The organism is Streptococcus halichoeri (genome assembly GCF_019774635.1).
Classification (GTDB): domain Bacteria; phylum Bacillota; class Bacilli; order Lactobacillales; family Streptococcaceae; genus Streptococcus; species Streptococcus halichoeri.
Genome location: NZ_CP081502.1, coordinates 1,400,498 through 1,425,715 on the forward strand (window position 1 = coordinate 1,400,498; position 25,218 = coordinate 1,425,715).

The 25,218-nt window shown below is 40.1% G+C and carries 21 protein-coding genes, 3 pseudogenes and 1 riboswitch; of the genes and pseudogenes, 17 read left to right on the forward strand and 7 right to left on the reverse strand.

Translation table 11 applies throughout. The annotated features are described in order from the left end of the window. Window positions 1-103: 103 nt before the first annotated feature. The 3 genes from K5J94_RS06680 to radC all read left to right on the forward strand — a co-directional run bounded on the left by K5J94_RS06680 (window position 104) and on the right by radC (window position 2,878). Window positions 104-736, forward strand: coding sequence for an SGNH/GDSL hydrolase family protein (locus K5J94_RS06680; RefSeq protein WP_159543769.1), 633 nt, complete (start codon window positions 104-106; stop codon window positions 734-736). Window positions 737-956: 220 nt separating this feature from the next. Further along, window positions 957-2,087 (forward strand): AI-2E family transporter, encoded by a 1,131-nt coding sequence (locus K5J94_RS06685; RefSeq protein WP_159548238.1) that lies wholly within the window; start codon window positions 957-959, stop codon window positions 2,085-2,087. 110 nt (window positions 2,088-2,197) lie between these two features. Beyond that, on the forward strand, window positions 2,198-2,878 hold the full coding sequence (gene radC, locus K5J94_RS06690; protein ID WP_221912683.1) for a RadC family protein: 681 nt from the start codon (window positions 2,198-2,200) through the stop codon (window positions 2,876-2,878). Window positions 2,879-3,079: 201 nt separating this feature from the next. On the opposite strand, the gene K5J94_RS06695 is transcribed toward radC, so the two are convergent. The 5 genes from K5J94_RS06695 to K5J94_RS06715 form a co-directional block, all read right to left on the reverse strand. Further along, complete coding sequence (locus tag K5J94_RS06695; RefSeq protein WP_159548123.1) at window positions 3,080-3,718, reverse strand: redox-sensing transcriptional repressor Rex; 639 nt, start codon at window positions 3,716-3,718, stop codon at window positions 3,080-3,082. 356 nt (window positions 3,719-4,074) lie between these two features. After that, window positions 4,075-4,425: a DUF1831 domain-containing protein gene (locus K5J94_RS06700; RefSeq protein WP_159559659.1), complete on the reverse strand. Its 351-nt coding sequence runs from the start codon at window positions 4,423-4,425 to the stop codon at window positions 4,075-4,077. Window positions 4,426-4,435: 10 nt separating this feature from the next. Then, on the reverse strand, window positions 4,436-5,551 hold the full coding sequence (locus K5J94_RS06705; RefSeq protein ID WP_159795910.1) for a cysteine desulfurase family protein: 1,116 nt from the start codon (window positions 5,549-5,551) through the stop codon (window positions 4,436-4,438). Between the two features lie 5 nt (window positions 5,552-5,556). Then, on the reverse strand, window positions 5,557-6,528 hold the full coding sequence (locus K5J94_RS06710) for a ribose-phosphate diphosphokinase (protein WP_159548127.1): 972 nt from the start codon (window positions 6,526-6,528) through the stop codon (window positions 5,557-5,559). 127 nt (window positions 6,529-6,655) lie between these two features. Further along, a complete protein-coding gene (locus tag K5J94_RS06715) occupies window positions 6,656-7,225 on the reverse strand; it encodes a CYTH domain-containing protein (RefSeq protein ID WP_159564580.1) in 570 nt (189 codons plus the stop codon). 81 nt (window positions 7,226-7,306) lie between these two features. On the opposite strand from K5J94_RS06715, the gene K5J94_RS06720 reads away from it, so the two are divergent. From K5J94_RS06720 to K5J94_RS06745, 6 genes are all read left to right on the forward strand, one after another. Beyond that, window positions 7,307-7,978, forward strand: a complete 672-nt coding sequence (locus K5J94_RS06720) for a GTP pyrophosphokinase (protein WP_159545261.1) — start codon at window positions 7,307-7,309, stop codon at window positions 7,976-7,978. Next, window positions 7,953-8,789, forward strand: a complete 837-nt coding sequence (locus K5J94_RS06725) for an NAD kinase (protein WP_159545259.1) — start codon at window positions 7,953-7,955, stop codon at window positions 8,787-8,789. Before K5J94_RS06720 ends, K5J94_RS06725 begins: the two co-directional genes overlap by 26 nt. Then, complete coding sequence (locus tag K5J94_RS06730) at window positions 8,786-9,691, forward strand: RluA family pseudouridine synthase (RefSeq protein ID WP_159564582.1); 906 nt, start codon at window positions 8,786-8,788, stop codon at window positions 9,689-9,691. The genes K5J94_RS06725 and K5J94_RS06730 overlap by 4 nt, the downstream gene beginning before the upstream one ends. A gap of 2 nt (window positions 9,692-9,693) precedes the next feature. After that, window positions 9,694-10,689: a phosphate acetyltransferase gene (pta, locus tag K5J94_RS06735; RefSeq protein WP_159564584.1), complete on the forward strand. Its 996-nt coding sequence runs from the start codon at window positions 9,694-9,696 to the stop codon at window positions 10,687-10,689. A 71-nt stretch (window positions 10,690-10,760) separates the two neighbouring features. Further along, a complete protein-coding gene (locus K5J94_RS06740; protein ID WP_159548133.1) occupies window positions 10,761-11,519 on the forward strand; it encodes an SDR family NAD(P)-dependent oxidoreductase in 759 nt (252 codons plus the stop codon). A 445-nt stretch (window positions 11,520-11,964) separates the two neighbouring features. After that, window positions 11,965-13,308, forward strand: coding sequence for an MFS transporter (locus K5J94_RS06745; protein ID WP_221913794.1), 1,344 nt, complete (start codon window positions 11,965-11,967; stop codon window positions 13,306-13,308). A gap of 111 nt (window positions 13,309-13,419) precedes the next feature. Here the strand turns inward: K5J94_RS06745 and K5J94_RS06750 are convergent, their stop codons facing one another. Continuing rightward, window positions 13,420-14,121 carry a hypothetical protein gene (locus tag K5J94_RS06750; protein WP_221912685.1) on the reverse strand — a complete coding sequence of 234 codons (702 nt, stop codon included), beginning with the start codon at window positions 14,119-14,121 and terminating at the stop codon, window positions 13,420-13,422. A gap of 467 nt (window positions 14,122-14,588) precedes the next feature. Here K5J94_RS06750 and K5J94_RS06755 point away from each other — a divergent pair, with 467 nt between their 5' ends. From K5J94_RS06755 to K5J94_RS06790, 8 genes and pseudogenes are all read left to right on the forward strand, one after another. Continuing rightward, complete coding sequence (locus K5J94_RS06755) at window positions 14,589-15,317, forward strand: ABC transporter ATP-binding protein (RefSeq protein ID WP_159548137.1); 729 nt, start codon at window positions 14,589-14,591, stop codon at window positions 15,315-15,317. Then, the gene (locus tag K5J94_RS06760) at window positions 15,310-16,836 is read left to right on the forward strand and encodes an ABC transporter permease/substrate-binding protein (protein WP_221912687.1); all 1,527 of its coding nucleotides are present in this window, start codon (window positions 15,310-15,312) and stop codon (window positions 16,834-16,836) included. Before K5J94_RS06755 ends, K5J94_RS06760 begins: the two co-directional genes overlap by 8 nt. A 303-nt stretch (window positions 16,837-17,139) precedes the next feature. Continuing rightward, window positions 17,140-17,973 (forward strand): annotated as a pseudogene (gene licT, locus K5J94_RS06765) (BglG family transcription antiterminator LicT). 310 nt (window positions 17,974-18,283) lie between these two features. Continuing rightward, window positions 18,284-19,162 (forward strand): annotated as a pseudogene (locus K5J94_RS06770) (ISL3 family transposase); the annotation flags it as partial. Next, a pseudogene (locus K5J94_RS06775) lies at window positions 19,138-19,986 on the forward strand (family 1 glycosylhydrolase); the annotation flags it as partial. The pseudogenes K5J94_RS06770 and K5J94_RS06775, both read left to right, overlap by 25 nt. Before the next feature lie 531 nt (window positions 19,987-20,517). After that, window positions 20,518-21,501 carry a GMP reductase gene (guaC, locus tag K5J94_RS06780; protein ID WP_159564588.1) on the forward strand — a complete coding sequence of 328 codons (984 nt, stop codon included), beginning with the start codon at window positions 20,518-20,520 and terminating at the stop codon, window positions 21,499-21,501. 53 nt (window positions 21,502-21,554) lie between these two features. After that, window positions 21,555-21,650: riboswitch (purine riboswitch) on the forward strand. Window positions 21,651-21,731: 81 nt separating this feature from the next. Beyond that, entirely contained in the window at window positions 21,732-22,313 is a 582-nt protein-coding gene (locus tag K5J94_RS06785) for a xanthine phosphoribosyltransferase (protein WP_159545237.1), read from the forward strand. Window position 22,314: 1 nt separating this feature from the next. Further along, window positions 22,315-23,613 (forward strand): nucleobase:cation symporter-2 family protein, encoded by a 1,299-nt coding sequence (locus tag K5J94_RS06790; protein WP_159795928.1) that lies wholly within the window; start codon window positions 22,315-22,317, stop codon window positions 23,611-23,613. Between the two features lie 296 nt (window positions 23,614-23,909). On the opposite strand, the gene K5J94_RS06795 is transcribed toward K5J94_RS06790, so the two are convergent. Then, complete coding sequence (locus K5J94_RS06795) at window positions 23,910-24,848, reverse strand: FAD:protein FMN transferase (protein WP_221913796.1); 939 nt, start codon at window positions 24,846-24,848, stop codon at window positions 23,910-23,912. Window positions 24,849-25,218: the final 370 nt, after the last annotated feature.

Genomic DNA, 25,218 nt, shown 5'->3' on the forward strand with positions numbered 1-25,218 from the left:
ATGAAAATCATCATGATTTTCAAAAAAACAAAGTGAAAATGTGTGTAAGTAACAGCTTTTTGTTATACTAAATATATCTTTAAAAATAGGAAGGGATGTTTTAATGATTGAAACTGTTACACAAGAGTTGTTAGCCTATCAAAATGATCGCATCAAAGATTATGCAGACGCCAATACAAAGGTTGATAAGGATGCAATTGTGTTTGTGGGAGATTCCATTATTGAATTCTATCCTCTTCGCAAATATTTTTCGACCAGCAAGCCAATTTATAACCGAGGGATAGCAGGGATTGATATCCAATGGCTGATTGACCATCTTGATCAGCAGATACTTGAGCTTAGCCCTAGTCAGATTGTCTTATTGGTTGGGACTAATGACATTGGTTTAGGTCATTCTGAAACGCTTATTCTTAAGCGAATGCAAACATTAATTCAGTCTATTCGTGCTTTTGGTATTAAGGCTCCTATTACCCTCTTATCGATTCTTCCTGTCTCTAAAAACAGTCAATTTGCTAAAACGGTTAAGGTGCGCTCTAACGAGCTGATTGATGGGCTTAATCACGCGCTAGCACAATTAAACGATGTTGATTTTTTAGATGTCAATCATGTTTTAAAAGACGCAGAAGGAGGCTTGGCTGATTCCAATACAAAAGATGGCTTGCACCTTAATCTCAAAGGCTATGAACAAATATCTAGGGTTATTGGAGAAAAACTGTCTCTAGGAACAAAAGCATAATTCCCCCTCTTTGTTGTAAGGTCTTTGCGCAGCGATTTACCATAAAAAAGTTCCAGGCTAAGGCTTGGCTTTTTTACTTATCAAAGCTTACTTCAAGCTAATGCGGTAAACTATTTGATATTAGGGCCACATTTTGATCCTAAAAGGGGATTACTTGGTCCCCCTTTTTTAGTGGGAGAAACTAGTGTATAATGGTATTAATCATGATATGGGAGTTTTTATGAAATTAGAGAAAAAGCATTTTTATTATTTTATTTTGACCTTTGTGATCTGCTATGCGATTCAAGCTTATTGGGGTTTTGTTTCTAGTCAGGCTAACGTTGTTTTTAAAGCTTTATCTCCCTTCATTATGGGAGCAGGTGTGGCTTATGTCATTAATATTGTGATGTCATTTTATGAAAAAGCCTATGTTTCCCTTGTTAGATCGCATCCTAAAGCGCTGGCTTTTAAGCGGGCCATTGCGATGATCTTGGCTTATCTGACCTTTATTGGTTTAATTTTGTGGCTTTTTTCAATTGTGATTCCTGATCTTATTCATAGTTTAAAAACGCTGATGTCCATTGATCAAGGGGCCTTAACCAATATTGTTGAACACCTCAATCAGAACAAGGAAGTCAAGCACCTGGTGAATTACTTGGGGACAGATAAAGAACTCATTTCGCGTTTAAATCACTATGGTCAACAAGTCTTAAGTCAACTTCTTGGTGTTTTGACTAATCTGTTAACCTCTATGTCAACGATTGCAGCGACCATTTTAAATCTCTTCATTAGCTTAATTTTTTCCATCTATGTCTTAGCAAGTAAGGAAAAATTAGGCTTGCAGGGTAAGCTATTGGTGGATACGTATTTAGGCAGACACGCCAAAACTTTTAATAATGTTCGGTTGATTCTGCATCATCGCTTTTACCATTTCTTTGTTGGGCAAACCATTGAAGCAATGATTTTGGGGAGTTTAACAGCGCTTGGCATGCTAATTTTTCAATTTCCCTATGCAGCAACAGTGGGAGTATTGGTTGCTTTTACCGCCCTTATTCCGGTAATTGGTGCTTATATTGGCTTGGTTGTTGGCTTTGTCCTCATTGCCACACAGTCCGTCTCAGATGCTTGTCTATTTGTGGTTTTTCTTGTTGTCTTACAACAGTTTGAGGGGAATCTCATTTATCCAAAGGTTGTCGGCGGATCAATCGGATTACCAGGTATGTGGGTACTCTTAGCCGTTACACTAGGCGGAGCCCTGGGAGGAATATTAGGCATTTTGTTAGCCGTGCCTTTAGCTGCCACTTTTTACCAATTGATCAAGGACTATACTGTTTATAGGCATCAGCAGAAAAAGAACAGTCACACCAACTAATTCAGATGTCAGCAGGACTACAACAAAAAGGAAGCAAAACCGATAGGATAACATCGGCTTTGCTTCCTTTTTTATTGAGCAATTTCGAATGAATAAGTGGAGGTATTTCAATGTATTCAATAAAACAAGGAACGAATTCTTTATTACCTAGGGAAAAATTACTGCAATTTGGCTCGGAGAGTTTAAGCAATCAAGAATTATTAGCCATTTTTCTTAGAACTGGGAAAAAAAACAAGCATGTTATGGAATTGTCAGCCTATCTCTTATCTGAACTAGATAGTTTGGCTGATTTTAAAAATCGTTCATTGCAGGAATTACAAAATTTATCTGGTCTGGGAAAGGTCAAAGCAATTGAAATTAAAGCGATGATTGAATTAGGCTTACGAATCCAGCAATCAGTTGATAAAGACCAAAATCAACTTCTATCTAGTTATCAAGTCGCCCAAAAAATGATGTTTGTACTTGGTGATAAGCGTCAGGAACATTTGGTAGCCATTTATTTAGATACCCAAAATCGCATTATTGAAGAAAAAACCATTTTTATTGGCAGTGTCCGGCGTTCAATTGCAGAGCCTCGAGAAATTTTGCATTATGCCTGCAGAAATATGGCTACAAGCATCATTATTGTGCATAACCATCCATCTGGTGTTACCGAACCCAGTGAAAATGATTGGCAGTTCACTCAAAGAATAAGACAATCATGTGAACATCTAGGAATTACCTGTTTAGATCATATTATTGTTTCACGAACTTCTTATTATAGCTTTCGTGAAAAAACGGATATTTTATAGGAAAAGCCATAGTGTCATAAAATAGGGAAGAGCACCTGCGGCAGCTTTTATGACACTCTTAAGCTTACAAAAAAACCAGTCACACAAAAAACAGGAGTAGAATGAACTTACCTAGCACCAGTCACGTGACGTATTGCTTTAGGTACTTTTTTTCGAATTTCCTGTTATTTCCCTGACTGGTGGAGTAAATCAATTGTTTGATTAACGATTTTGATGCATAAAGTACAGCAGTGTTTGCAGTTCACTGGTTAAATCCACATATTGTACAATCACATCTTTTGGAACATTAAGATGAACTGGCGAGAAGCTAAGAATTCCTTTGATGCCAGCTTGGACCAATTGATCAGCTACATCTTGTGCTTCGGTACTTGGAACTGTTAAAATGGCAGTTTCAATTCCGGATTCTTGAATGTGTGTGTCGACACTTGTGATAGCATAAATCGGAATACCATCATCTGTTTTTGTTCCAACTAGAGGATTACTTTCTAGATCAAATCCCATCACGATTTGCATTTTATTGCGATCATGAAAACGGTAGCGTAAAAGAGCTCGACCGATGTTACCACAACCCACAAGTAATACATTGGTTGTGGAATGATCATTTAAAAGATCGGCAAAGAAGTTCATTAATTTGGTCACGTCATAACCAAATCCTCGGCGCCCCAATTCCCCAAAATAGGAAAAATCACGGCGTACCGTAGCAGAATCAATGCCCATAGCATCTGCAATTTGTTTTGAACTCGCTTTTTCAACTTGATCAGCATGAAAACGTTTAAAAATACGGTAATATAAAGACAAGCGCTTAGCCGTTGCCTTGGGTATAGATTTATCAATAACCACCTTGTTAGCTCCTTTTTGTTCATTATTCAGTCATTATCTAGCACTATTGTATCAAAAAGTTTGTGAAAGATGCAACAGCTAGACAATTTTTACTGGAAAAACACCCAGCAACAAAAAAACCAATAGTCCAAAACTATTGGTCACAAGTAAGTGCCCTCTGATAACGTTTAAAAACTCACTACCCTATACTAACTATCTTGAAATAACTATTTTGAGTAAGAAATAGTATCACTGTTAGACTTAGTATTTTGCCCTGCTTTGGTCAAGTTTAGATGACAAAAGCAGTAGCAATGAGAAAACTTTCAATCCTTGTTACATAGTCATAAGGAGTGGGATAAATTTTTTAAGAAATGTCATTACACTTGAGGGTGTTTCGTAAAAATCTGACGTTCTACTAAACTATCCATCAAAAAATAGAATTTATCTTGTAGGATATGGTGTTGCTCTGCTTTAAAAATATTAACCAAGCGCAAGCCGCTCTGATCAGTAATAGCCAATTTGAAGCCGTTCAACTCTTTGTTGATTGTAATTTTAAGGGGGAAACCCTCACCAGAATTAGGTATTTCTTCTAAGAGTCGGGTGAGTTCGTAATTCCCAATTTTATTTTGGATAAACGTATTATCTCGGAGGGTGTATTTTTTTACCGAAGGATTAAGCTTATAGCTGTAACGACAATCTTTTAAAGCGATTTCTTTTTCAAATGCCATGAGAAACGGATTAACCTTTCACTATTTTTTTTAATTCATGTGCTAAGATCTGTACTTCCTTTGTGGTGTTCAGATCGGAAAAACTAATACGAATAGATTCTCGTAAACGATTCGAGTCAGGACCGTAAAGAGCAGCTAATACATGACTTGGATCAACTGTGCCCGCGGTGCAGGCTGATCCTGTTGAGATAGCGATACCAGCTAAATCAAGCTGAGTGAGAATGGTGCCATTCACTAATCCTTTGAATCCTAAATTAAGAACGTGTGGAAGACGTTTATCTGAACCATTAACATAATAGGGAAGTCCAGCCAGCTGATCTAAGAGAAGGCTGTTTAGGGCTGTGACTTTTTCCCAGTTTTGTTCCATTTGGCGGTAGGCATCTTGTAAAGCTTGGGCCATGCCAATAATGCCAATCATGTTTTCAGTACCGGAACGCCGTTTTTCTTCTTGATCACCGCCATGCAATAAGGGATCCCAGATTAGATGATGGCTGTATAGAAAACCAACACCTTTTGGTCCATGAAATTTATGAGCGGAGGCTGAAAGCATGTCAATACCACTGTCTGCTAAATTGATTTTTGCTTTTCCAATGATTTGAACAGCATCAACGTGAAACACAGCTTGGTGGTTTTTGAGCAGCTGACCTACTTCATAAATAGGTAATAAATCACCAGTTTCATTGTTTGCGGCCATCATTGATACTAAAATGGTGTCTGGGCGTAGTGCTTCCTCAACTTGCTGTACCGAAATGGTGCCCTTTTGAGGCTCTAGATAAGTTATGTCAAATCCAAACTGCTCTTCTAGATAGGCCATGGTATGCAAAACAGCATGGTGTTCAATACTTGTCGTAATTAAATGACGCCCTTGTTTTTGGTGGGCTAAAGCATAGCCTTTGATTGCTGCATTATCACTTTCGGTTCCACCAGCTGTAAAGATCAGATCACGTGAGGCAACGCCTAATAAATCAGCAATGGTTTGTCTAGCCTCTCGTAGTAATTTATGAGCCTTTCGACCATAAGAATGAATACTTGAGGGATTACCAAAAGATGACATCATATAATTATTAATCGCAGTGATAACAGATTCAGTCATAGGGGTGGTTGCAGCATTGTCAAGGTAAATCATATTTATTAACTTTCTTCGGGTGTGAAAGAAAAGAGGGGACTAAGGGGCTTACGTTCGTGGATGCGGATAATCGCATCCGCAATCAGCTGGCTGGCAGTGATATAAGTGGTATTATTAGGAGTCCGATTAAGTGTTCTAATCGAATCAGTCACAAGAATATCTCTGATTGGAGCAGTTTCTAGGACCTCGGCAGCCCCATTAGCAAAGAGGCCATGGCTTGCTACCGCATAAATATCTGTTGCCCCTGCTCGCTCAAGAACTTTTGCAGCCTCTGCAAAGGTTTTTCCGGTGTTTAAAATATCATCAATGATAATAGCTTTTTTGCCTTCGACTTCACCAATAACATAGCCTTGTTCACGGTGTTTGTCATCTGCAGAATAATCAATAATCGCAATAGGAGAATTGAGGTATTCTGCTAAAGAGCGCGCTCGCTTAATCCCTGAATTTTTGGGACTAACAACCACAACATCTTCACCAGATAAACCAAGCTTGCAATATTCTTTGGCAAATAGTGGTATGGTAAAAAGATTATCTACAGGAATATCAAAGAAGCCTTGTACCTGTACGGCATGTAAATCAAGCGTTAATACTCGGTCAATTCCTGCCTTAGTTAACATGTTAGCAACTAGTTTGGCAGTAATGGGCTCACGCGATGAAGCAATCCGATCCTGACGCGAATAGCCAAAGTATGGTAAGACAATATTGATTGAATTAGCGCTAGCTCGCTTGCAAGCATCAATCATAATCAGCAATTCCCATAGATTGTCATTAACCGGGAAACTAGTTGATTGGATAATATAAATATCGTCTCCGCGGACAGTTTCTTCAATATTTATCATGATTTCACCATCAGAGAATTGGCGAGAAGAAATCTTTCCAAGTGGTATACCTGTTGCTGCAGCGATTTTTTCAGCAATTGGAAGGTTTGATGTGAGTGAAAACAATTTGATTTGCTTGTCAGCATACTGTTCTGCCATGAGAAAATGAGCTCCTTTAATTCGTTCATAAATCACCAGGTAAGACGATTTAATAGTTACAGTAAGTACTATTATTTTAGCAAAAAAAAAGAAAAAAAGCAGGTAATATGCTAAGTTTCTTGCCTAATTATTTTTGCGCTAAGGCTTGGCTAAAGCGCGCAACTTTACTTTTTGCAAAGATAAATGGTAGCTGGTTTTCTTGTAAAAAAGCATCAAAGTCTTTTTTTCCTTGTTCAGGATCGCTCACTTCTAATTCTAATTCGTAATCTGTTTTTCCTAAATAGGTATTTAGGTCTAATGCCATCTTACCAATTGACGTTTGCACTTCACGTCGTACTGTGGTTAGAGCTCCAAAGCAAGCAATTCTATCAAGTGCAATACCAGATTCTTGGATTAGCGCAGCAATTTCTGATGGTGGTAATTGATTAGAAGCTAAGATTGTTTTTGCTTGGTCAGAAGTGAGGGCTAAATTGTATTCGCGATTACCAACCGTTTCTGGCACTTTCAAAGTCAACTCCGCATGATCAGTAAATGTACGGATACGCAGGGACATTTTATGGGATTTCAGCTGAAAATTACTCGTGTCAAAATAATGATTTACCTGTGTAACAGGTGAGATGGCAATCATTTGCTTAAGTATTTTAACATAGTTTTCATAGCTAAGCAGGGTTTTATATTCAATTTCAAGCTCGGTCACTGTACATTCCTTTTGCTTTCTTTTTATGCTATAATTAATCTTATATCAAAGTCAACCGTTTGACAAGAAAGGAGCTAGCTTGTGGCTTTAGATTGGGAAATTTTCTTGGATCCATACATCCAGACAGTTGGAGAATTAAAAATAAAGTTACGCGGTATTCGCAAACAATTTCGTAAACAAAATCGTTATTCGCCAATTGAGTTTGTCACTGGGCGCGTCAAATCCGTCGACAGCATTAAAGAAAAAATGGTCCAACGGGGCGTCTTAGAAGAAAATATCGCCCGCGATATTCAAGATATTGCAGGCCTACGGGTGATGGTTCAATTCGTTGATGATATTGAAGAAGTGTTAGCTTTGCTGCGCAAACGTCAAGACATGACGATTGTCTATGAACGTGATTATATTCAAAATATGAAGTCAAGCGGCTATCGTTCTTACCATGTCATTATTGAATATCCGGTTGATACTATTGATGGTCAAAAAAAGGTCCTGGCTGAAATTCAAATCAGAACTTTGGCGATGAATTTTTGGGCCACGATTGAGCACTCATTAAATTATAAATATAATGGGGTTTTCCCTGAAGAAATTAAAAAAAGGTTAGAGACAACGGCTAAAATTGCTTTAGAATTGGATGAGGAAATGCGCAAGATTCGAAAAGATATTCGCGAAGCGCAATTATTGTTTGATCCGATTACGCGCAATTTTAATGACGGGGTCGGAAATAGTGATGACACAGATGAATTATACCGATAAAACTACCAGAGTCGCCATTATCGCTAATGGCAAATACCAAAGTAAGCGGATTGCCTCTAAATTATTCTCCGTTTTTAAAGATGATCCAGATTTTTACCTATCCAAACGAAACCCTGATATTGTCATTAGCATTGGTGGTGATGGCATGTTGCTTTCAGCCTTCCATATGTATGAAAAAGAACTCAATCACGTCCGTTTTGTCGGTATTCACACAGGACATCTGGGTTTTTATACAGACTATCGTGATTTTGAGGTAGAGCAATTAATCGAAGACCTTCGACATGATCAGGGCGAAAAAATAGCTTATCCCATCTTAAGTGTTGAGATCACTTTAGAAGATGGACGTTTGATTCGTGGACGGGCCTTAAACGAATCCACAATCAAGCGGATTGAAAAAACCATGGTGGCTGATGTGCTCATTAATCAGGTGAAATTTGAAAGTTTTCGTGGTGATGGAATTTCTGTATCAACCCCAACAGGAAGCACAGCATATAACAAGTCGCTGGGCGGTGCTGTCTTACATCCAACCATCGAAGCTCTGCAATTAACCGAAATTTCTAGTTTGAATAATCGCGTTTTTCGGACCTTGGGATCGTCACTTATCATTCCCAAAAAAGATGTTATTGAAATTTTGCCGCAGCGCCTTGGAAATTACACCCTATCCATTGATAATAAAACGTTTACCCATCGCAATGTGGTGAAGGTTACCTATACTATTGATCGTAAAAAAATTAATTTTGTGTCTTCTTCAAACCATACCAGCTTTTGGGAGCGGGTCCGCGATGCTTTTATTGGAGACATTGAACCATGAGATTTGAATTTCTGGCTTCTCGCCAAGTGAAAGTAAAGACGCTGTTAAAAGAGCATGATATCTCACGTGGCCTTTTAGCTAAGATAAAATATAAGGGCGGTAATATTCTCGTAAATGGCATTGAACAAAATGCCATTTATTTATTGCAAGCTGGCGACCTTGTTACGGTTGATATACCTGATGAGCCAGCTTTTGAGAAATTGGAGGCCATTACACACCCTCTGACTATTGTCTATGAAGATGATCATTTCTTAGTACTCAACAAACCACATGGTTTTGCTAGTATTCCTAGTGTTAATCATTCTAATACGATGGCTAATTTTGTCAAAGCCTACTACCTAGAGCAAGGCTATCCCAATCAGCAAATTCATATTGTCACACGCTTAGACCGCGATACCAGCGGTTTGATGCTTTTAGCTAAACATGGTTATGCCCATGCGCGTTTGGATAAGCAGCTGCAGGCACGTTCGATTGAAAAGCGTTACTATGCTTTGGTAGCTGGTCCAAGCGACCTTCCTGATTATGGAGAAATTATTGCCCCTATCGGTCGCAGTGAAGACAGCATTATTACCCGCCGCGTTGTAGCAGACGGTAAATACGCACGAACCACCTATCAGGTTGTAGCGCGCTATCCTAAGGGTGTTCACCTGGTTGATATTCGCTTGCATACAGGCCGTACCCATCAAATTCGCGTTCATTTTGCTCACATTGGTTTTCCCTTATTAGGGGATGATTTATACGGAGGTCGTTTAGATCTTGGAATCACTCGTCAAGCCTTACATTGCCATAGTTTAAGTTTTTATAACCCCTTTACAAAATCAATCAGTCGGCATACTAATAAGTTGACAGATGACTTTGACAGCGTTATCATAGATTTAAAGAAAGGTGTAAATAAGGTGTAAACATGAGTATTAGAACATTGTTCGGTAGCTTACGAGAAAAAGTTGTAGGAAAGGATATGAAGATTGTTTTTCCAGAGGGAAATGATGAGCGCGTCTTACGAGCAGCTGCGCGCTTAAAATTTGAGGGGCTGGTTGAACCAATTATCCTTGGAGATGAAGAGGCTATTCGTAGCCTTTTAACAAAGCTAGGGTTTACAGACCAAAAGTATACCATTATTAATCCTAGCCAGTACGCTGATTTTAACAAGATGAAAGAAGTATTTGTAGAGATCCGTAAGGGAAAAGCAACAATGGAAGATGCTGATCGCTTACTTAAAGATGTCAATTACTTTGGGGTGATGCTTGTTAAAATGGGCTTGGCTGATGGTATGGTTTCAGGAGCAATCCACTCCACTGCCGACACTGTTCGTCCTGCACTCCAAATTATAAAAACAAAACCCGGCATTTCTCGTACCTCCGGTGTCTTCTTGATGAACCGTGAAAATACTGAACAACGTCTTATCTTTGCTGATTGTGCTATCAACATTGATCCAAATGCTCAAGAACTAGCAGAAATAGCTATTAACACTGCCGATACAGCAAGAATCTTTGACATTGACCCCAAAATTGCCATGCTGAGCTTCTCATCAAAAGGAAGCGCCAAAGCACCACAAGTTGATAAGGTCCAAGAAGCGACTCAATTGGCACATAAAATGAAACCAGAAATTATCCTTGATGGCGAACTCCAATTTGATGCGGCGTTTGTCCCTGAAACTGCCGCTATTAAAGCACCAGGTAGTAAGGTTGCTGGTCAGGCCAATGTCTTTATCTTCCCGGACTTACAATCTGGTAATATTGGTTACAAGATTGCTCAGCGCCTTGGAATGTTTGAGGCTATTGGACCAATCCTGCAAGGGTTGAATATGCCAGTAAATGACCTCTCACGTGGTTCAAGTGCTGATGATATTTACAAACTTGCCATTATCACAGCAGCGCAAGCCCTTGATAATGCTAAATAAGCGGAGCTTTTAAAAGTGGAGTGGGGTTTTGCCATCCACTTTTTTACTAGCTTAGAAAGAAGGCGTTTAAAATGAAAAAAACAGCATTACTGACTGGTGCTTCAGCTGGCTTTGGCTTAGCTATCGCTCAGGAATTGGTACAGCAAGGTTATCGGGTGATTGGCGCTGCACGGCGCTATTCACTATTAACAGACATACAGCAGACCTTAGGTGCTAACGATTTTTATCCTCTAGCTATGGACGTTTCAGACACTGCAGCAATTGATCAAGCGCTAGCTGATTTACCTAAAGATTGGCAGGCAATTGATCTGTTAATCAATAATGCAGGCTTAGCTCTTGGTTTGGATAAGGCCTATGAAGCTGATTTTGACCAGTGGTTAACCATGATTAATACTAACATTATTGGCTTGGCCTATTTGACACGAAAAATATTGCCCCAAATGGTAGCCAAGAATCAGGGAATGATTATTAATCTTGGTTCAACAGCAGGAACGGTTCCTTATCCAGGAAGCAATGTGTATGGCGCTTCTAAAGCTTTTGTCAAGCAATTTTCTCTTAATCTGCGAGCCGATTTAGCTGGTACAAAAATCCGTGTGACAACTATTGAACCAGGCTTGTGTGAGGGAACGGAATTTTCGCTGGTCCGCTTTCAGGGTGATCACAAACGAGTTCAAGCCCTATATCAGGGAGCACATGCTATCCAGCCCATTGACATTGCTAAAACAGTAGCTTGGGTTGTTAGCCAACCGGAGCATATCAATGTTAATCGCATCGAAATCATGCCGGTTTCACAATCCTACGGTCCCCAGCCTGTTTACCGTGATTTATAATACACAATCAAAAAGAAGGCTATCACCTCAACGTGCGACAAGCAAACCCAGGTATTTTCTGGCTTGTTTGTACCCACAATATGGGAAAGGGTATGCTAAACGAAGGAAATAGGAGGTCCAAGTCTGAGTGTGAGAGCCTGCTGTCTTTGCTTTTAAACCCTGCCAATAGTCAGCGGCATTCGTCCTAGAGGCTATCATTGGATGAACTGGGCTAAATAATTTTGTTACAGGCTTATTCTTTCTCTTTCCAAGGGACTTAAACATGGCAAGAGAAAATCAGCCTTTGCTTAATGTCATTCTTGTGTTATAATAAATCTTGTTTATATGAAAAAGAGAGAATAATTTAATTTTAAGCAGCCTGTGGGCTATTTAAATGGGTACTATGAGTGATTGTAGTACCTTTCTTACGGCTCTCATATCAGTTAGAAGGAGTAGTGACTTAATGATGCAGATCAATTCATGGCGTGTTTTACCAGCGATTATTTCAACCGCCATTTTAAGCTTTTGTGGTGTTCTTTTTGAAACCTCAATGAATGTGACCTTTCCCGAATTAATGCAGGTTTTTCATGTGCCTGCCACCTCCATTCAATGGGCCACTACGGGCAATCTGCTTGCTGTTTCCATTGTTGTCCCTCTTTCTGCCTATTTGATTAGAAATTTTTCTGAGCGGCAGGTCTTTATCCTAGCCAACGCCTTATTTATAGCAGGAGTAACAACAGATGCGCTGGCTAATCAGTTACCAACATTACTGCTAGGACGAGTATTACAGGGGATGGGAACAGGAATTGCCCTGCCTTTGCTATTTCATATTATTTTACACCAGGTTGCGCTTGAAAAGCGTGGTCTTTATATGGGAATAGCAACAATGACGACTTCCTTAGCGCCAGCGATTGGCCCCACCTATGGTGGGGTAGTCTTGGCTACGCTTGGTTGGAAAATGATCTTTGTCTTGTTACTACCGGTCTTGCTAGTTTCTTGTCTGGTTGGTTTGAAGGCTATTCCTAGTCGCTTGGTGCAAAAGAATGAAACATTGAATGTTCCTGCTTTTATCAGTCTAGGCATTGGTCTTGCTTTTTTATTGCTTACGATTGAAAAGTTATCCTTGCTTTTGGCTTGTGTTGCTCTTTTAGGCTTTGTTGGCTTTTATTATTTCAATCGCAAACAGCCGCTCCTTAAACTTACTGTCTTTAACAACAAGGCCTTTCTCATCCTACTCTATGGGGTATTAGCTTATCAAATGGTCCCCTTAGCAACCTCTTATGTTCTGCCTAATTATTTGCAACTTGGCCTTGGGCAAAATTCGGTCCAAGCAGGTCTTTTTATGTTTCCAGGAGCTATTTTAGCTTCTGCGCTCTATCCCTTTTCTGGTCATCTGTTAGATAAAATTGGCTCCTTTAAGCCAATCACGCTTGGACTTGGTTTGACGCTATTAGGCTTGTTCAGTATGTCCTTATTGATTATGACTAGAAGTGTTTGGGGTCTGCTTTTAACGGATTTGTTGGTCAAGATGGGGATGGGCTTTGGCCTTAGCAATATGGTGACGACCTCGCTTTCACAGCTAAAGGAGCATGAATTTGCGGATGGAAATAGTATTTTAAATACCTTTCAGCAATTTGCGGGCGCCTTTGCGGTAGCCATATCCTCACAACTCTTTGCTCTAGCACAAGCACATTATCCTGAAATGGGTGCCCGCCTTGGTGGGCGCAATGCCCTTTATTTTATTCTCTTTGCAGTGTTTGTCGCCTTGCTTGGCCTGATGCGCGTCAAACGAGCGCGAGCGATTTCCTAATCTAATCGCTAAATGAAATGATGCAAAAACCCTTATAATTCCTTTTTGGGGTCACCACAAAGGAGCTATAAGGGTTTTTATTTGAAAAAGTTAGCCTAGCCTTTGCGTGAATCAAGGGTAATCAGGCTTGTCAGTAGAGATTGAAGGGCCTGAGGTTACATCAGACCAACCAACAATAGCTTGCGCGGTCTCATCCAAGTACTGAGCCAAAATGGGTTTTAGATCTTGGACAAGGTCAAGAGAGCCTACGTAGCAACCATTCTCATCTTGTAAGCCATAATAAGATTGAAAATAGATATGATCCAAGGAAGCAAAGGGTAAGAGCAGGTGCAAATTGCCTTGCTTGCGTAAGTGTTGCCAAATCCAAGTTTCTAAATGGTTTTCATCACTGGGCAAAAAGCTGCCATTGAACTGATGGTTATGATATAAGATCTGGCCTTTAGCGTTAGCCATGCGCATTTGGCTAGGAAATTGTTGCAGGTAAGTCTGAAGATTGCTTGTTAATTGCTGATAGAGCTGCGTCAGGGTACGTGCCAGTTCATAAGCTTTCTGACTGTCTTTTAGAGAGTCCGGCACAAGATAGTAGCCTGCTTGATCTGCAGATTCACTAAAGAGAAAGGTTTTAATAGGATAAGTATCGTCTTTAAATGAAAAAATCACATCATAGGCAGCTATCTCCTCAGGAAGGGCATTTTGGTAGTAAATGATAATCTCAAAAAGGTAGTCAAAGTGCTCTTGTAAAAAGCTATAGATGGCTTTTTGTGTTTCAGATTGATTGGTAATAATAGCTAAGACACGATAAGTTTTAATCATAACATCATAATAGCGATTATTAGATAAAATAGCAATTAGAGCGTTTTGGAATTTCCACTAAGATTTGGCTATATTATAGTCAAAATAGTTGACTTGTTTGGTGTCACATTTTATAATAGTGACATTTCTAAGATTATTAGATGTGGTCAAAATCTAGTCAAAAAGAGCGCTGCTTTTTAATGGATAATCTGGTGATATTGACACAGACTCAAGCACAACCTGGCTAACATTTGTTTGGACTAACTCTCAAAGTGACCGTATATCTTTTTAATCACTTTAAGCACTGACTAAGGAAGTAAGGCTGTATTGGCTTACTTACATGGGAGGGATCGGACTCACATCAGATCGCACAGATGGGTTCCCTTAAAATAGGGTTCTTATGAACTTCCAACCTTGCGCAGGCGATACTGTTCTAGTTGCTTACCACAAAGCAGACGTCCTGTCTTACGAAACGAAATGGAGCTTTTATGATACGTTTTAACAATGTTTCAAAACAATTTGGTGACAATCGCGTTTTGGAAAATCAAACTTTTCAAATCAATGATCATGAGTTCTTTGTCCTAGTAGGTTCTAGTGGGTCTGGCAAGACAACGTTATTAAAAATGATAAACTGCCTCATTGAGCCTAGTTCAGGGGAAATTCTGTTAAATCAGGTGGCCCAAAAAGATCTTAATCTGCGGGACATGCGTCTTTCTATTGGCTATGTTTTACAAGAGATTGCCCTTTTCCCCAATCTAACGGTTGCTGAAAACATTGCAATTATTCCTGAAATGAAAAATTGGTCAAAAGAGGCCATTCACCAACGAACGGTAGAGTTGTTAACAAAAGTAGGTTTACAACCAAAAGACTACATGAACCGTTACCCAAAAGATTTATCAGGAGGTGAGCAGCAGCGCGTAGGCATTGTGCGTGCTATCATTGCACAACCTAAAATCCTCTTGATGGATGAGCCTTTTTCTGCCTTAGATCCGATTTCGCGCAAACAACTACAAGATCTAATCTTGTCTTTGCATCGCGAACTGGATATGACCATCGTCTTTGTCACACACGATGTTAAAGAAGCCCTTAAGTTGGGGCAGCGTGTTGCCATTCTAGACCAAGGTGAAATCATTCAACTGGATACACCGCAAGCCATTCAAGCACATCCAGCTAATCAGTTTGTTGCTAGCTTATTTGAAGGAGAACTAAATGACTAACCTCATCGCAACCTTTCAAGAACGCTTTGGCGAGTGGACCAGAGCTCTCGCAGAACATTTGCAAATTTCGCTGGTTTCTTTACTAATTGCCTTATTAATTGGCATCCCCCTAGCTAGTTTGCTCAGTAAAAGCAAGCGGTGGTCTGACTTTGTCTTGCAGCTGACAGGCATTTTTCAAACCATTCCTTCGCTAGCTCTTCTTGGTTTATTCATTCCATTAATGGGGATTGGAACCGTACCTGCCGTTACGGCCCTCGTTATTTATGCTATTTTTCCGATTATCCAAAATACCATTACCGGCTTAAATGGCATCAATTCAAGCCTTGTCGAGGCCGGCACCGCCTTTGGGATGACCAAGTGGGAGCGCCTAAAGAAGTTTGAAATTCCCATTGCCATGCCGGTTATCATGTCTGGGGTGCGGACCTCAGCAGTTATGATTATTGGTACCGCAACCCTAGCTTCCTTGATTGGAGCAGGTGGCCTGGGATCCTTTATCCTTTTAGGGATTGACCGTAATAACACCAGCTTGATTTTAATTGGGGCGATTTCTTCTGCCTTATTGGCCATTTTGTTTAATACCATCTTGCAATATTTAGAGAAAGCTTCCTTACGTAAAATCCTATCAGCTTTTGCCCTGATCGTCTTTGCTTTGTTTGCCTCTTATGCACCGACTGTCTTAAGTCAATTCAATAAAAAGCAGGCTACCATTACCATCGCTGGTAAATTAGGAGCAGAGCCAGATGTCCTGATCAATATCTACAAAGAATTGATCGAAGGCCAATCAGATTTACGGGTTACTATTAAACCTAACTTTGGGAAAACCACCTTCCTCTATCAGGCCTTAAAATCTGGTGATATTGACATTTACCCAGAATTTACCGGGACCATCACCTCAAGTCTCCTTACCAAAAAGCCCGCTCTTTCCACCGACAGCCAGCAGGTCTATCAGGACGCGCGCAACGGCATATATGAACAAGATAAACTCGTCCTATTGAAGCCCTTTGCTTATCAAAATACCTATGCTATTGCTATTCCTGAGAAAATAGCTGCGCAGGAGCAGATTGAAACCATCAGTGACCTTGCTGCTCACCAAAATGGATTAAAGGCAGGTTTCACTTTAGAATTTAAGGACCGAGAAGATGGCTACAAAGGTTTGCAGAAAGCTTATGGCTTACACTTACCAGTGTCAACCATGGAGCCGGCCTTACGCTATCAAGCAATAAAAAACAAAAACATCCAAGTAACCGATGCTTACTCAACTGATGCTGAACTAATCAAGTACCACCTCAAAGTCCTTAAAGACGACCGGCATGTCTTTCCGCCATATCAAGGTGCCCCATTAATGAAAGCTAGTTTGATTAAAAAGCATCCTGAGCTTAAAAAAATCCTCAATCAGTTGGCTGGTAAAATTACCGAAAAAGAAATGCAAGCTATGAATTATCGGGTGTCAGTCAAAGGACAAGACGCCAATCGTGTCGCAAAAGATTACCTGATAAAAAAAGGCCTCATCAAGCCCTAGATTTAGAAAAAGTAACCACCTTGTGCTCTGCTTGCCAGACTTAAAAGTCTCTATTATTTTTTGTAGTAGCCATACTGCTAAAATAATAGAGTTTTGTCTGGCCTTGCTTTGTTTTACAGCAGCGTCTTTCTAAATCTCAGTCTCTAAGAAACGAGCTTGTGCTAGGCACAGCTCAATAGTTATTAAAGTAGATGCGGTTCAATTTATTATTTTTTGGAAGATATATTTTAAAAAAATGTCTTTTTTGCTAGAATAGAGGCCAGTAACAATCGATTGATTTTTCAATAGATGAGGAAAACCTAAATGAAAATAGACAAAGTTTATAACAATAATGTGGTTCATGTCAAATCAAGTGATAATCAAGAGATTATTGTAATGGGAAAAGGACTGGGATTTGGGGAAAATGTGGTGACCAAATCGATCAATCTTTAGTTGAAAAAACCTTTGTTTTACAAAATAATGCTGTCGCCACAGACTTATCCAGAGTATATACTGACCTTAGTCCAGAAGAAATGGCAACCTACCTTGCGATTATTAAATACGGACAAGAGATTTTAGCAACCACTTTTGAAGCGTCGCTATACGTCGCTTTGGCCGATCATTTGCATTATACATTAGAGCGAGCTGCCCAAGGGCTCTATATTAACAATCCGCTAGCTTGGGAAATTCGAAAATTCTATCCTAAAGAATACCAAGTGGGCAAAGAAGCACTGAAGATGATTTTTGAACGGGTCTGTGTGCTGTTGCCAGAAGACGAAATTTCCTCCATCGCTTTGCATTTTATTAATGCCCAAAAAGAGTCACACTTAAATCAAGAATCCTATCACGTTTCGAAAATGGTCACAGATATCCTTGGGATTGTTAGACTCTTTTATGGCAATATTCAAGATAATGAATCAATTAGCTATAATCGTTTTATCACCCATCTTCAATATTTTGCGCAATGGGTCGTAAATGGGATAGTTCAAGGGAAAAACGATAGTTTTCTTTATGAGCAGGTTAAGGCTAATTATCCAGAAGCATTTGCTTGTTCGCAAAAAAATTAAAAGCTATATTGAATCAACTCATCATTTTCAGATGAGCCCAGACGAACAAGTTTATATCACAATTCATATTCAACGTTTGGACACCAGTTAATCACCGCATTGACCAATTTTAAGAAAAGTAAAAAAGCGCTTGCAAAATGATTTGAGCAATGGTATGCTCAACTTAATAAAAAGGATTGTTACTGAAGAGGCAGGCAAAACCTAAACAAATACAAAATGATAATCATCGTTACCTTTTTGGGCGAATGATTGTGGTTTCGTATTTGTTTAGGTTTTTTCGGCTCTATAATATCTGTAGTGGGTAAATCCACTCTGGAGATGATGAGCCTTTTTCATGCAGACAAAAAGTCCCATATGACTTATCATGAAAAGCAACAAAACAACTCATTAGAAAGCATCCTATGGAACACCTTAAGAATACCACAGAATTAATCGGAATTAAAGACAAAAATATAGCTTTAGACAATGTTTTTCAACACAAGACGCACATTGAACTCTATGCAAGGCTGGATTATGAGCCTAAAGAGTGTCCGACTTGTGGTGGAAAACAGATAAAATACGACTTCCAAAAGCCGTCGAAAATCCCATTTCTTGACATCAATGGCTTTCCTAGTCTGATCAGGCTTAAAAAACGTCGGTTTCAATGCAAAAGCTGTCGTAAGGTTACTGTTTCTGAAACCAATTTGGTGCGAAAGAACTGCCAAATCTCTGAGCCTCTTAGGCAAAAGGTCGCTCAAGGACTGCTCAACCGTAAAGCGCTGACACACATCGCTCAAAACCTAGCGGTTTCTCCATCAACCGTCCATCGAAAACTCAAGCAGTTCTCCTTCAAGGAAGACTTCTCGCAACTGCCTGAGGTGCTCTCCATTGACGAATTTGCTTATCGAAAGGGGAAACTCGCCTTCATCGCTCAGGATTTTGAAACCAAGAAAATCATCACCATCCTTGATAATCGGACGCAAACAACCCTTCGCAATCATTTCTTTAGGTACTCTAAAAAGGCTAGAAACAGCGTTAAAATCGTTACTGTTGATATGTCTGGTTCTTACATTCCCCTCATCAAAATCCTATTCCCAAAGGCTGAGATTGTCCTTGACCGTTTCCATATTGTCCAGCACCTGAATCGGGCTTTAAACCAAACCTGCATTCAACTCATGAAACGGTTTGACAAGAAATCCCTTGAATACCGAGCCTTGAAGTACTACTGGAAATTGGTCTTGAAAGATAGTCGAAAACTCTCGCTGCACCGCTTTTATTCAAAAACTTTGGCGAAAATGTTGAACAAATCAAATACTTAGCAGCCCATCATGAATTAGTTGCGTCAGCTTTAGCGACCAAAATTGGTCATGACATTGATCCTGATAATAAGATTGGCTGCATGTTGGCTGCTGGGCAATATTACCCTTATACCAGTCATCCCAAAGACTACTGGGCCGCTATGCAAAGTGACCGTGAAGGTTATTTCTTTGTTGATGTTCAGGCGCGTGGTTACTACCCTAATTATGCTAAGAAATACTGGGAACAATCAGGAAGTGACATTGACATCACAGATGAGGATTTGATCTTGCTACAGGAAAATACAGTTGACTTTATCTCGTTTTCCTATTATTCCAGCCGAGTAGCGTCAGCTGATCCAAAGCTTAATGAACAGACGGCAGGCAACATTTTTGCGTCAATCAAGAATCCCTATTTAAACGCGTCAGAGTGGGGCTGGCAGATTGATCCACTTGGTTTGCGCATTACTCTTAATGCCATTTGGGATCGTTATCAAAAACCGCTCTTTATTGTCGAAAATGGTCTTGGAGCAGTTGATATACCAGATGAGAATGGCTATGTGGCCGATGATTGCCGAATTGATTACCTCAGGGACCACATTCAGGCTATGAGTGCTGCTATTAATCTTGATGGCGTAGAGCTGTTGGGCTATACCACCTGGGGCTGTATTGACTTGGTTTCAGCTGGCACCGGTGAAATGCAAAAACGCTATGGCTTTATCTATGTTGATCGTGATAATCTAGGAAATGGAACGCTCAAGCGAACAAAGAAAAAATCCTTTGCCTGGTATAAGCAAGTCATTGCAAGCAACGGTAGTAGATTAGATTAGCAACAAGAGCTGCCCGATCAGCACAATCAGCCGCGTAGTGTAGTAGCCATTAAGTATTTACTTATGGGAAATGGTAGCCCAGACAGCCTGTCATAGCAGCTATGATTCCTAATCAAGATGATGCAGCTGGTCTTTTATCATGCTTTAAATGCTAGATTTTTGCTACTAGCTTGGTATTTGGATAAGACCGTACAAGTTAGCAGTTCTTTTTAGATTGCAGCTTCAATAAAAGACGATGGTTATTGAGTTGGCCCAAAAGACCAGCTCTTTTTTGCTGTATCAGGATAATAAACCGAGTGAACTAATCAAGAGAAAAATCAGCAAATAAGAAAATATTACCAGAAAAACCGAACATTTTTTCATAAATAAATAGTAAAATTGACATAACCGAAATATTAGATTAGAATTTTTCAAGGAAAGGTAAGGTTTTACCTAGTGATGATTTCACTTTGAAATCATAGGAAGGTCATTTTTTTACAGAAAACCTGCTTGCTCTTAGAGCTAGTATGCAGGTTTCAAAAGGAGTAGTAAATGTTTAATGACATGCCTGTATTTGATTATGAGGATATTCAATTGGTACCCAACAAATGCATTATTTCAAGCCGTTCAGAGGCCGATACCACGGTTCAACTTGGCTCTTATCGGTTTAAGCTACCAGTGATTCCGGCCAATATGCAGACCATCATTGATGAAACAATCGCTGAAGAGTTGGCCAAAGCAGGGTATTTTTATATTATGCATCGCTTTGATGAGGCCAGTCGAAAACCCTTTATTGCTAAAATGCATGCGCAGGGATTGATTGCGTCTATCTCAGTTGGTGTCAAAGCTTACGAATATGAATTTGTCTCTTCTTTAAAAGAAGATGCGCCAGAATTTATTACCATTGATATTGCACATGGCCATGCCGATAGTGTTATTCAGATGATTCAGCATATTAAATCAGAATTGCCTGAAACCTTTGTGATTGCAGGCAATGTCGGAACACCAGAGGCGGTTCGTGAATTAGAAAATGCTGGAGCAGATGCAACAAAAGTTGGCATAGGTCCTGGTAAGGTTTGTATTACTAAAGTCAAAACAGGCTTTGGAACTGGCGGCTGGCAGTTGGCAGCCCTTCGCTGGTGCGCAAAAGCAGCCCGCAAACCCATTATTGCCGATGGCGGTATTCGCACCCACGGTGACATTGCCAAGTCCATTCGCTTTGGTGCAACCATGGTCATGATTGGTTCTTTATTTGCAGGGCATATCGAAAGCCCGGGTAAAACAGTAGAAATCGATGGTGAAAGCTTCAAAGAATACTATGGCTCAGCTTCAGAATACCAAAAAGGTGAGCACAAAAATGTCGAAGGAAAAAAGATTCTTTTACCAACCAAGGGTCACCTAGCAGACACACTAACGGAAATGAAGCAAGATTTGCAATCCTCGATTTCTTACGCTGGCGGAGATGATATTGATAGTCTGCGCCGAGTTAATTATGTTATCGTTAAAAATTCTATTTGGAATGGGGATTCCATTTAAAATACGTGTTGAAAATTACCAAAAAAATGTTACAATAAAACATACCTTACAGAACAATTGAATAATCAATTACTTATTTATACTGTGAATTGGCACAGTGTTTCTACAAGACACCGGAATGTCTAACAATAAGTAAGCTTTTAAGCTTGCTTGGTTTTTACCATTACAACTAAAGTGTTTAAGACCTTTACTTGTGGCAAGTTTTTTTGTTTTTTAGAAAAGAGGAAGTCATGGAACTATTGGAGAAACGTATTTTACAAGATGGTAATATCTTGGGCAAAGACATCTTAAAGGTTGATCAATTTTTAACCCACCAAGTGGATTACAAGTTGATGAAAGCTATCGGTGCAGTCTTTGCTGATCATTATGCACAAGCTGGCATTACCAAAGTCGTTACGATTGAAGCATCTGGTATCGCACCAGCCCTTTATGCTGCTGAAGCCCTTAATGTTCCCATGATCTTTGCAAAAAAGCATAAAAACATTACCATGACAGAAGGCATTTTGACAGCTGAAGTCTATTCATTTACCAAGCAGGTTACTAGTACCGTTTCGATTTCTAGTAAATTCCTCTCAAAAGAAGATAAGGTACTGATTATTGATGACTTTTTGGCAAATGGCCAAGCTGCAAAAGGCTTGATTGATATAATTGGCCAAGCTGGCGCCAGCGTGGTTGGTGTTGGCATTGTCATTGAAAAATCCTTCCAACCAGGTCGCTCATTGATTGAAGAAAGCGGCATCCCTGTGACCTCACTAGCACGAATTGCTAGCTTTGAAAATGGACAATTAAACTTTATGGAGGCTGATGCATAGCATGTCAGAACATTACGCTCATTCACATTCCCAATCAGCAATTTTGGGTATTCAACATCTCTTATCAATGTATGCTGGATCAATTTTAGTTCCCATTATGATTGCAGGGGCCCTGGGTTATTCCGCAAAAGAATTAACCTACTTGATTTCCACCGATATTTTTATGTGTGGCGTGGCAACCTTTTTACAATTGCAGCTCAACAAATACTTCGGTGTTGGCTTGCCTGTCGTCTTAGGGTGTGCCTTTCAGTCAGTTGCTCCCTTATCCATTATTGGAGCTCATCAGGGATCAGGTGCTATGTTTGGCGCTTTGATTGCCTCAGGGATTTACGTGATTCTTGTTGCTGGTATTTTTTCAAAAATCGCGCGCTTCTTTCCAGCTATCGTCACTGGTTCTGTGATTACCACTATTGGTTTATCACTCATTCCTGTGGCGGTGGGTAATATGGGGGACAACGCCGATCAACCAAGCGCTCAAAGCATGATTTTAGCTCTGGCCACCATTTTTATCATCTTGCTGGTACAAAAATGTGCTAGGGGTTTTCTCAAATCAATCGCCATTTTAATAGGCCTTGTTTCAGGGACCCTCTTAGCAGCAGGCATGGGACTAGTGGATACTTCTGCGGTGGCAAACGCACCATGGGTACATGTTCCAACGCCGTTTTATTTCGGGGCCCCCAAATTTGAGATAACTTCCATTATCATGATGTGTATTATTGCCACCGTTTCGATGGTTGAATCTACCGGTGTTTATTTAGCCTTATCAGATATTACTCAAGAAAAGCTTGACAGTCAGCGGTTACGTAATGGCTACCGCGCTGAGGGACTGGCTGTATTGATGGGTGGTATTTTTAACACCTTTCCTTACACTGGTTTTTCACAAAACGTTGGCTTGGTCCGACTTTCTGGCATTAAGACACGACGTCCCATTTATTACACCGCATTGTTTCTTGTGATTATTGGTCTTTTGCCTAAATTTGGTGCCCTTGCTCAAATGATTCCTAGTCCCGTGCTTGGAGGAGCAATGTTAGTCTTGTTTGGTATGGTTGCCCTGCAAGGCATTCAGATGCTAAATCGTGTTGACTTTGAAAATAATGAGCATCATTTTATTATTGCGGCCGTCTCCATTGCCGCTGGCCTAGGCTTTAACGGCACGCATTTATTTGCTAGCTTACCTACCACTGTCAATATGTTTCTAACCAATGGTATCGTTGTTGCTACGGTAACAGCAGTGCTCTTAAACCTAATTTTCAATGGTAAAATTAAAGATAAGACCTCAGTTCTGGTTGATAGAGACTGATCGGCACTTTCTGACCAATCAGCTTCGCTCTTGGTTGTGATGATTTTCAGATTAAAAAAGGACACTCCAAGTAACTCGGTCTGATATGTACCCAGAATCCTGGACACATATCAGTCTTGAGCATGCTTGAGTGTCTTTTTGATTAAAATGACAGCCACTGTCCAAGTATTTGGACAGCTGAGATACTTGGGATGGCAGACCAGGTATGCCTATGTGAGTGAAAAGCAATGTTCCTTCGTCTAAGCCAAGCTGTCACTGGGCGACAGGGCTTGAGGCAAAAGGTTTTGAGGTAAGATTTACTGATGAACTGCGTAAAAACAGGAGCCCAAGCCATCAGAAAGCAGAAGCTTTCGGTCTTTTGTGATGATTAGTCCCTCAATACCAGGCGTTTGATTCAAAAGCTCAAGTGCTTGGTTGATGGGCAAGCCAAATAATCTTGTCGTCCAAATCTCGCAATCAATTGATGCATCAGCAACGACTGTCAAACTAGCCATTGGTGTCTGTATCGGATAGCCCGTAACTCGATCAAAAAGATGATGGTAGGACCGCCCCTGAACTACTAAACGGCGTTCGTAGATGCCCGAGGTGACAACGGATTGGTTTTTTAGTTTAATCCTTCCCACTATTTGACCACGTGGTTTGTCCGGATCTTGAATACCAATAAACCAAAAGCCATCGGCGCGTTTGGGATTATCACCATAGACAAGCACATTTCCACCAAGGTTAATGAAAGCAGCAGTAGCAGCCTGCCGCGCTAAATAAGCGATCACCTGATCGGCGATATAGCCTTTGGCCAGTGCCCCTAAATCAATTTTCATACCTTTGTGACGCAGATAAACACTGTGTTTACTTGGATTAAGCAGAATATCTCTAGGATTAGTCAGAGGCATTTTAGCAGCTATATTATCCTGCGCGGGCAATCGAGCATCGCTAAAGCCAATCCGCCACGTTTGCACCAAGGGTCCAATGGCTATATTAAGATTACTAGGCTGCGCTAAGCTATGGTATTTTCCTAGAGCAATCAGTTCATAAAGTTCCGAATTAACGACAACTTCCTTGACTCCTGCCTTGTCATTGATAACCATTAATTCAGAATCCCAATCATTGGCACTAAAACGCTGTTTATAGTGATGGAGCAGTTCTACAACGTGGGCAAGGTGTTTTTGAGGTTCTGTAGCGTCAACTGCAATGTCAATCTGGGTTCCCATCAGTTTGAGTTGATGTGTTAAATACAGATAATTACCTCCTAGTCTTATTGTCATCTGCACTTGTCTGGTCTTATATATGATGGACTAAAAGCAAGCAATTACTTATCTGTTTGCTTGACTAGCTGGTCTAATATTGCCTTTTTCTATCTAACCAGCTGGGAAATAACTGCCTTTTGGTAAGGCAGAAATAAAAACATGGACGGGCGTCTTTGAGGTAATCAGCCAGGCAGACACTCACTCACCTCAATGGTTTCCTTGATGAGTTGCGTCTTTTGGTCTATGAGCGTCCTTTAAATAATCTAATGATCACAAATGGCATGAGTGGTTTTCGTTTATAAGTTGTAGATTATTTTAGCATGTTGCTCAAAAAAATGCGATACTTTTGGGAAATACTCTT

Bases quoted from the DNA above. Each gene is read 5' to 3' on its own strand.
- K5J94_RS06790 (WP_159795928.1), top strand. From the start codon at position 22,315: ATGTCAGAACATTACGCTCATTCACATTCCCAATCAGCAATTTTGGGT.
- K5J94_RS06710 (WP_159548127.1), bottom strand. From the start codon at position 6,528: ATGGCAGAACAGTATGCTGACAAGCAAATCAAATTGTTTTCACTCACA.
- K5J94_RS06750 (WP_221912685.1), bottom strand. From the start codon at position 14,121: ATGATTAAAACTTATCGTGTCTTAGCTATTATTACCAATCAATCTGAA.
- K5J94_RS06785 (WP_159545237.1), top strand. From the start codon at position 21,732: ATGGAACTATTGGAGAAACGTATTTTACAAGATGGTAATATCTTGGGC.
- K5J94_RS06730 (WP_159564582.1), top strand. From the start codon at position 8,786: ATGAGATTTGAATTTCTGGCTTCTCGCCAAGTGAAAGTAAAGACGCTG.
- K5J94_RS06745 (WP_221913794.1), top strand. From the start codon at position 11,965: ATGCAGATCAATTCATGGCGTGTTTTACCAGCGATTATTTCAACCGCC.
- K5J94_RS06680 (WP_159543769.1), top strand. From the start codon at position 104: ATGATTGAAACTGTTACACAAGAGTTGTTAGCCTATCAAAATGATCGC.
- K5J94_RS06740 (WP_159548133.1), top strand. From the start codon at position 10,761: ATGAAAAAAACAGCATTACTGACTGGTGCTTCAGCTGGCTTTGGCTTA.
- K5J94_RS06700 (WP_159559659.1), bottom strand. From the start codon at position 4,425: ATGGCATTTGAAAAAGAAATCGCTTTAAAAGATTGTCGTTACAGCTAT.
- K5J94_RS06725 (WP_159545259.1), top strand. From the start codon at position 7,953: ATGACACAGATGAATTATACCGATAAAACTACCAGAGTCGCCATTATC.
- K5J94_RS06755 (WP_159548137.1), top strand. From the start codon at position 14,589: ATGATACGTTTTAACAATGTTTCAAAACAATTTGGTGACAATCGCGTT.
- K5J94_RS06760 (WP_221912687.1), top strand. From the start codon at position 15,310: ATGACTAACCTCATCGCAACCTTTCAAGAACGCTTTGGCGAGTGGACC.
- K5J94_RS06685 (WP_159548238.1), top strand. From the start codon at position 957: ATGAAATTAGAGAAAAAGCATTTTTATTATTTTATTTTGACCTTTGTG.
- guaC (WP_159564588.1), top strand. From the start codon at position 20,518: ATGTTTAATGACATGCCTGTATTTGATTATGAGGATATTCAATTGGTA.
- pta (WP_159564584.1), top strand. From the start codon at position 9,694: ATGAGTATTAGAACATTGTTCGGTAGCTTACGAGAAAAAGTTGTAGGA.
- radC (WP_221912683.1), top strand. From the start codon at position 2,198: ATGTATTCAATAAAACAAGGAACGAATTCTTTATTACCTAGGGAAAAA.
- K5J94_RS06705 (WP_159795910.1), bottom strand. From the start codon at position 5,551: ATGATTTACCTTGACAATGCTGCAACCACCCCTATGACTGAATCTGTT.